General features: G+C 63.2%; 7 protein-coding genes and 2 pseudogenes. 3 read left to right on the top strand and 6 right to left on the bottom strand.

Going from position 1 to position 7,284, the window contains the following annotated elements; genetic code table 11:
* The 3 genes and pseudogenes from Manayef4_RS25540 to Manayef4_RS22120 form a co-directional block, all read right to left on the bottom strand.
* A pseudogene (locus Manayef4_RS25540) lies at positions 1-212 on the bottom strand (hypothetical protein); the annotation flags it as partial.
* A gap of 94 nt (positions 213-306) precedes the next feature.
* Entirely contained in the window at positions 307-888 is a 582-nt protein-coding gene (locus tag Manayef4_RS22125; protein ID WP_236701546.1) for an ATP-binding protein, read from the bottom strand.
* 91 nt (positions 889-979) lie between these two features.
* Positions 980-1,291 (bottom strand): hypothetical protein, encoded by a 312-nt coding sequence (locus Manayef4_RS22120; RefSeq protein WP_070133285.1) that lies wholly within the window; start codon positions 1,289-1,291, stop codon positions 980-982.
* 320 nt (positions 1,292-1,611) lie between these two features.
* Between Manayef4_RS22120 and Manayef4_RS22115 the strand changes: the two genes are divergently transcribed.
* The 3 genes from Manayef4_RS22115 to Manayef4_RS23670 all read left to right on the top strand — a co-directional run bounded on the left by Manayef4_RS22115 (position 1,612) and on the right by Manayef4_RS23670 (position 3,693).
* Positions 1,612-2,502, top strand: a complete 891-nt coding sequence (locus Manayef4_RS22115) for a helix-turn-helix transcriptional regulator (RefSeq protein WP_070133284.1) — start codon at positions 1,612-1,614, stop codon at positions 2,500-2,502.
* Entirely contained in the window at positions 2,499-2,708 is a 210-nt protein-coding gene (locus Manayef4_RS22110) for a DUF397 domain-containing protein (RefSeq protein ID WP_070133282.1), read from the top strand. The genes Manayef4_RS22115 and Manayef4_RS22110 overlap by 4 nt, the downstream gene beginning before the upstream one ends.
* A gap of 370 nt (positions 2,709-3,078) precedes the next feature.
* Positions 3,079-3,693, top strand: coding sequence for a hypothetical protein (locus Manayef4_RS23670; protein ID WP_175455979.1), 615 nt, complete (start codon positions 3,079-3,081; stop codon positions 3,691-3,693).
* On the opposite strand, the gene Manayef4_RS26840 is transcribed toward Manayef4_RS23670, so the two are convergent.
* From Manayef4_RS26840 to Manayef4_RS22100, 3 genes and pseudogenes are all read right to left on the bottom strand, one after another.
* Positions 3,684-4,550, bottom strand: coding sequence for an aldo/keto reductase (locus tag Manayef4_RS26840; RefSeq protein WP_070133280.1), 867 nt, complete (start codon positions 4,548-4,550; stop codon positions 3,684-3,686). The two genes, Manayef4_RS23670 and Manayef4_RS26840, sit on opposite strands and share 10 nt — an antisense overlap.
* On the bottom strand, positions 4,484-5,698 hold the full coding sequence (locus Manayef4_RS23665) for a cupin domain-containing protein (RefSeq protein ID WP_083282638.1): 1,215 nt from the start codon (positions 5,696-5,698) through the stop codon (positions 4,484-4,486). Before Manayef4_RS23665 ends, Manayef4_RS26840 begins: the two co-directional genes overlap by 67 nt.
* Positions 5,699-6,828: 1,130 nt before the next feature.
* Positions 6,829-7,284, bottom strand: a pseudogene (locus Manayef4_RS22100) (recombinase family protein); the annotation flags it as partial.

The following is a 7,284-nucleotide window of genomic DNA, read 5'->3' as shown; positions in this document are numbered from 1 at the left end:
CGCGCGGACGTGTCCGGCCAATGCTCCAGTTCACACAAATAGGGACCGGTGATGGAAGCCCTGCCGTCCGGGTCAAGGCCGAGACGGGCCGCTTGTCTATTGATGTGGTCGGCGGCTTGTAGCTGCGTCCAGCCGTGCGCGTGGCGGAAAGCGGCGCGAGGGCGAAGTTGATAACGTCGGATGAACTCGTCGGCTATCTCGGCCTGCGTCATTCCCGCATGCAACAGGTGGACCCGTAGCGCATTCTGTTCCGCTCGCATACCAGCTCGCCCCATGTTCCCCCTTTCCCGGCCAGGTTGCGATGCGTCAGGCCCGGTGCGGCACAGCTTCGGGCAAGCTGCGGCCGGAGGGGGTCCGGTGCCACGGGTCCAGCGCGCGCAGCGCGTCAGCGACCCGCCGCAGGGTCTCCGGGTCGGTGCGGTAGACGACCGGCGCCGTAGGCTGCGGCCCGACCCTCGGTGTCCGCGTCGGCATCGGCGTAGCGGCCTGCGTCGGCGGCGGCGTGGCTTGCAAACCACCGGGAATCTCGGCCCAGACAACTTTTCCGCCGGTCTTTACTCTCCACCACGACCATCGGCGCGACAGCGCGTCGACCATCAGCAGGCCGCGTCCGTCCTCACTGAACAGGTCCGGGCTTTTGATACGGGGAGCGGTGTCATTGCCGTCCCGCACTTCAACAAGGACGTATTCTCCTGTCGCGGTGAGCCGTATGGCCACGACGTCTTCCGGGCGGCTCGCCTTCACGGCATTCGAGGTCAATTCACAAACGACGAGTTCGACAGTGTTGACGGTGTCGGAGTCGACTGACCATTCCCTGAGCGTGCAGGCCGTGCTCGTGCGCACGTCGGGAACGGCGGCGGCTGTCGGCGGGAAGTGCGCCACGGCCACCCGGATCACRGGCGATGAGTCACCAGTCATGCTGAGCCCCGTGCGGCGGTCAGCGCGCGGACGGCAGCCCRGCGGCCRATGATCCGGATGGTCACGACCGTGAGTGCTGTGCAGGCTGGCGCCGCGCCGTGTCGCCTGCGGCTGCGGCTGCGGCTGCGGCTGCGCCGAGAGCGGGCAGGTCACAGCCGGGCAACACGGCGAATTCGGCCCACGCCACCAGCTCACAGCGGGCGTGGGATAGGCGGCGGCTGACCTTCGCTACACGGTCGTCGAGTGTCAGGGGGAGGCGGGTTCGCGCCTGCCGCATCCGCACGTGCGCCCACTCGTGGGCGGTGTCGAAGTCGGGGAATGCCCCGAGCGGTCGTCCGTCCGCGTCCCACACCACGAACCGGCGTTCGTCCATGGACCCTCTCCCTTCGGTCTGCGACGGGCAGCCCCCGCGCCGCGCCTCCGTCTCCGTGCCGCAGACAGCAGGGCGCGGCAGATGCCGCCGAGGAGGGCTCCTTGGCAACGCAGAGAGACGCGAGCGTCCGCCGATGGCAGCGCCGTAGGCGGCCAGGCGGCCACTCTCGGCGCGCCTGCTGTCACGCAGAAGTCAAACACCGTGAGGACCCAACATGYAAGACTCACAATGCAAGCTGAGAGATGTTGATATTGTTGCGAAACAGCGACCGGAGTCTTTCATTTCGGGTGATGGACTACCCTCAAACCGAAGGAGGGGCGATGCCAGAAGGCAGCACGACGACGGGCTCGACCGTGCCGCGCCGCCAGCTCGGCCGGTACCTACGCGATCTTCGAAACCAGGCGAGGCTGACCGTGCGGGCAGCCGCACGGCGCCTGGAGTGGTCCGAAGCCAAGATCTGGCGCATCGAGTCGGGGCTGACCTCGCTTCGGAGCTTTGACGTAGAGATCATGTGCCGGATCTACGGTGCACCCACCGACCTGACCGAGGCGCTGATGGGGCTCGCGAAGGAGACGAAGGCGCGCGGCTGGTGGCACAGCTACGGCGACGTCATCCCGGCCTGGCTCGACCTGTACATCGGGCTCGAAGAGGCAGCCTCTCGCCTCTGGTGCTACCAGGCGGAACTCGTTCCCGGTCTCCTCCAAACAGAGGAGTACGCACGGACCCTGATCCGAGCGGAAGACCCCGATATCGAGAACGACGAAATAGACCGGCGAGTTCATGTACGCATGGCCCGRCAGGCGTTGCTGACCCGAGTGACCGATCCCCCGGTCCTGAATGTTGTTCTCAGCGAGTCGATTCTGCATCGCCCCGTTGGTGGCCCGAAGGTGCTCGCACAGCAACTCGAACGGATTGCGGACGTAAACCGGCTGCCTAATGTCACGAYCAAGGTAATGCCGTTCAGTGCCGGCCTACACGCGGGCGTCACGTCGGGTCCGTTCGTCGTTCTTCGGTTTCCCGAGAACGGAACCGGACGAGCGGGGGAACCGCCAACGGTTTACGTGGAGGGACTTACCGGAGCGTTGTATCTAGAGAAAGATCGTGAGGTAGAGCAATACGAAGAGTCGTTCAGCGCGATGTGGGAATCTGCGGCCGAGCGGGACGCGAGCACCAAGATGCTCATTGATCGAGCTAGGAGTCTCGAACCATGAACAGTCACGATCTTTCCGGYGCGGTGTGGCGCAAGAGCAGCTACAGCAACGCTAAGGGTGAGTGTGTCGAGGTTGCATTCCTTGACGGCGGCCTTGTCGCCCTACGAGACAGCAAGAACCATGGAACCGGGCCGGCGCTGGTCTTTACCAGTGCGGAATGGTCGGCGTTCGTGCGTGGTGTGACGGATGGAGAGTTCACGGYCTGACAGCCGATACGGTGTCCATAGGGCGCCGAGATAGCATTTTACACGTCTTCACTATTGTTGCCCGTCCGCGTGGCGCTTGAGCGCAGGCGGACGGGTGAMACTCCGCCCGAGCGACGAGAGAGATAGGGTTTCCATCGTGCCAAACGTCCGCGCTAAATTGGATCTCAGGTCGGGGTCCTATAACGACGTCTTGAAACGTGTCGAGCGATCACTAGACGTTCACTTTGACCGAACTGCGGTCGTGCGGAAGYGACGCTCAATTGGCCTCGCCAGCGATAGAGGAACCTGGGTCCGTGTTGAGGTTCGATCTCCAGAGAAGATGACCGGTCAGGGATGGAACGGAACAGAGACCTCATCGATGCTTCATGGCGTGGCCCGGCCCGTCTGGAGGCAAAGCGTCTCTTGGAACGATCCCGACCAGGATCTCATGTGGAGGGCTGACGAGACAGATTTCGTCGCGGATCATCCCGTTAAACCCGGTGGTATCCTCACTACCGATCCCGACCTTTCTGAGGCGTGGTGGGCGACGCTGAGATCTTCGCTGACCGCGCTTGCCGGGCATTCGACCACCCGGCTAGCTACTCCTCACACCGAGACAATAACGCAAGCGCGGGTGGACCTGGCAATCAGTCGGGCCTGCGGTGGCAAGATCGACACTAGGATCGAGCAATGGTCAGCCGCGCATGCCGACCTAAATTGGGCGAATCTCACGGCACCAGAATGTATGCTGCTTGACTGGGAAGACTGGGGAATGGCGCCGCGCGGATTGGACCCAGCGAACCTGTGGGTCAACAGCCTGGCAATTCCCGACCTCGCCAGCCGCATCTACCGAGAGTACAGAGAGGAACTGGAAAGCAAGACAGGTAAGATCATGACKCTATTTCTGTGCGCGGACATTGTCAGCGCGCCCGCCTCGTATTCAGGGCCGCTTCACGAGCCGGCATGTCAGGCTGTCGAAAGGCTGGTGAAAGACCTTCAGATGTGAGCGCCTCTCTCACGGAGGAGCTGCCGATAACGAGCGATCTGGTCTAGGTCAACCTTTAGCGCTTCGGCTGACACAAGTTCCCTCATATGGTCTGTGCTGCCGGAACTCACGGCTATCCGCGTTACTCTTGGCAGCTCATATGACACGCGGAAGACGGCTTGCACATTTGACCCTTCTTCGTTTGGCTGAAGAAAGGTGGCCGCCTTAATTCTCTTCCAGACGTCGCGTGCGGCGTCCCCGCCGAACGGGCTCATCCCCCACAGGCGATCGGACGGGACGCCCAGACGTTGCGCCGCCCGCTCGCTCGCGTCGAGCTGGTCAGACGRCACCGTCAGCCCCGCGCGGACCATGAGCACGTCTGGCGTGGGAGCCTTCGCGAAGAGATCGCCGTCAAGCGCCCGGATCAGCGGCGCCGTATCCCAGGACGATATTCCCCACGACGCGCACAGACCCATGGCTACCGCTTCATACAGCGCCGCGCACGCCGCATCCAAGCGCTCACGGGCTTGTACGGGGCTCACTCCCACAAGGGACTTCTCAGGATTATGCAGAAAGACGACGTCCGGGATGCGTCCAAGGTCGCACGCTGATTCCTCCACCRCACGGCGAAGCCGGCCGGGGTCGAGGGTGTGAACTACCCGTCCGGACTCTCGGAAGAAGCCGACTTTCGTCGAGATGGAGAACATGGAAAGTAAATCGCCCACGACGCTTGAGAGAAGGCGATGCGAGTCGAACCCATGATAGTTGTAGCTTGTGTCTAGGCATTGAATGCCAATGGCAAGGGCATCCTCTAAAGCTTGCCGTCTGTGGTCAGACCGGTATAGCCCGAGAATAATTCCGGAGTCAGTTCCGCGCATATGCCCTCCCGGACAAGTATCTCCCCAAGGCGCGCGCCATCGATCCCCGCTGCGGACGATACGTAGTCAAGGCACACAGGATTGCCCGACAGAAGCAACCCAAGGGCTGGTAATGCTTTCCTGGTGAAGACGATCCGTTTCTCCGCCGTCGCGACCGCCACTGTATCGCCCTGGGTCTCTATCTGAGGTGGAAAATCAGTAACGCACACGACCGCGGATGGCGGACCAAAAATGCCGGCTGTGGAGACATACCGGCCTGCGGAGGTGGCATGCGCCACGGATTCCAAGTAATGGGCCGGCGGATGTGACGTAAGAAGACGCGATGCGGCAACAATAATTTTCTCGCCGTCGTTTTGATGTTCTTTCGGGTCTTCTCCCCGCTGATTCAGATCCTCCCGAAACACCTCTTMGCGGCGCGACTGGTCCGCAAGCCAAGCCAACCAATCGACGCCCGTTCGTCTCGTGAACCCAAAGGTAGCATGAAGGCTAAACCCGTCACCTCTGCTGGTGCGGCTCGCCCGATGCCAGTGGCCCCGGGGAATATACAACACGTCACCGGTATTCACGGTACCAGACCACACGATGTCTTTGGGAGGCTCAGTATTGGGTGCGGCGTCGCGGTACATGGGAGCACGGCGAGACGGACCCCGGACCTCCCACTCTTTGTCGCCAGCTAACTGTAGGACGATGACGTCGTGATCATCCCAGTGTAGGGAGAAACCCGCCGCGTCGCCCGTTGTGAGGTACACGTTCGCCTGCACAGGCGCGCGCAACCACCATTGAAACGCTCGGCACGCAACCTCTAGCGTCGGATCAAAGTGGTTGACCGCGTCCAACACCAGGGTGCAGCCTGATTGCAAAAGTCCGGCCAGCCGGCGCATATCGACCATCGGAGTGACCTGCCCTCGCCTCGTCGTGTTCATCTGAAGCAAGGAGTTTGGATGCAGCTCTGATTCGTTTTGAAAGCACCGCATCTGGGGCGAGACAAGGCTTCGTCTCATTATCAGGTCTAGAAATCTGGTCGGCGTGAGCACCCTGGGGCATATCCCAGAATCAGGAAGAGTCCCCCGTAGGAACCGGGAGGGTGTCGAGCTGGGTCTGGACCATGCCAACGCGGTCTTTATATCGCGGATGAGCTGATGATCCATCAACATCCTTTACATGGTGGCTCCTTCGGCCTGCACCCAGATCGCCATGAAAAACCAACCGAAACAGATGAAAGAGAGGCAGGGTCGTACGGCGAYAGCTAACGTCGATGCTTAGCCGTCCCTGTTCTCGCCGCTGTCACCGACGGGTCCATCAGAGGTCTGAAAGTCGCCGCGGTCCTGGATCGTGGCCAACYCCTCTACCACGATGACGAGGTCATCCGGTGGCGTCATTGCGCTGGTCTCCTTCCGTGAGCATCAGCCGTGGCGCCCGCGACGATAAGCGAGACCGAAGCAGCCCAGATTCTGGTTGATTGCGGGCAGCGACTGAAAGATTACCGGACCGCTCCCGGAGTCGCTACCGATTTCGGGAACTCCTTCGGTTCCCACCCGGCCACGGCTGGCACGATGTGCCGGCCGCACCAGCAAGGGCGAGAGCCCCGTGACGCTGGCCTTCGTTATGACCTGCACCCCGGACGTTGCCGACCTGCGGCACYGGGCCGCTGAGCGCCTGGCGAGGCGGTCGGGCAGCGCAGCCCGGCCGGCCGGCCGGCACGATCGTCACGTTACGACCCACACCGGCAACCTTGGTTGTCAGCCAAGGAGATGCTTCGTCGCGGGTCGGKTAGCTGCCGCTTCGCAATCGACAACCGTGGTTGTCGTGCAAGATCGCTGTGCGGGTCGGGTGCCCAGCGGGGATAGTCAGAGTGGACTGGTTAATGTGGACCATTGATCGCTGGCATCGGCYGCGTACGTCACAGCGTCGCAGGTCAGCGCCCTGGTTCCACCGACGCGCCGTGTCGCTGGCTTTGCACCATCCCGCTGTGACGTCGCATCCTGCTCCGCAGGGGGCGCTTATCGGCACGGTGCCCGCGCGCCGCCCAGGCCGCCGAGAATCGTGCACAGCGTGCCGCCGTCACGGCGTGGGCAACGGCGTGTCGCCGTGACGGTGGCACTCCCGCTGACTCTTCGGCCCCTTCACGCTCGGCCCGCTAACGGTCCAGGGACGGAATCTCTCCCCCCCTGCCAGCGGGGAAGGCGGTTCTAACGTGCCAGTGTGGCTCTCAAGGGTCATAGCGGGCAGGTACGACGAAGGCCCCGGCAGACGCCGGGGCCTTCTGCGGTGACGTGGGCTACCGGGGGTCGTTCAGGTCTCGCCACACGATCCGCACACGCTGAACATCATCACCCTCGACAGTCCCGTTTCCGCCGACGATCACACCGTCGATCAGTTGGGTGAGGATCACCCGCTTGGCCGCGATGTCCTCGCCGAGCCCGTCCCAGCCCACGGCGCCCTCCACGGGCAGCGTGGCGCGCCGTCGCGCGCTGGTGTGCATCCGGGCCTCGGCCGCGCGGATCTGGCGGACGATGGCCTTGTGGGCATCGTCGTAGGCGTCATCGTCCATCTTCCCGGATGCCCACCGGTCCGCCAGCGCGCTCTTGCGGGCCTCCAACGTCGCCAGCTCAGCGGCGGCCGGGTCGTCCATGGCCACAGGCTGGAGAACCAGCTCGTCGAGACGCCCCCGCACGGCACGGGAGACCAGCCCGACGAGGAAGGCTTCCCCGATTCGGACCTTGGCCGGACAGCG

The sequence above is a fragment of the Frankia sp. CgMI4 genome (genome assembly GCF_001756285.1).
Classification (GTDB): domain Bacteria; phylum Actinomycetota; class Actinomycetes; order Frankiales; family Frankiaceae; genus Frankia; species Frankia casuarinae.
This window is presented reverse-complemented; position numbering and strand designations above follow the sequence as displayed.

Excerpts from the sequence above, each read along its gene's own strand:
- Manayef4_RS22120 (WP_070133285.1), bottom strand. The coding sequence starts at position 1,291 with ATGGACGAACGCCGGTTCGTGGTGTGGGACGCGGACGGACGACCGCTC.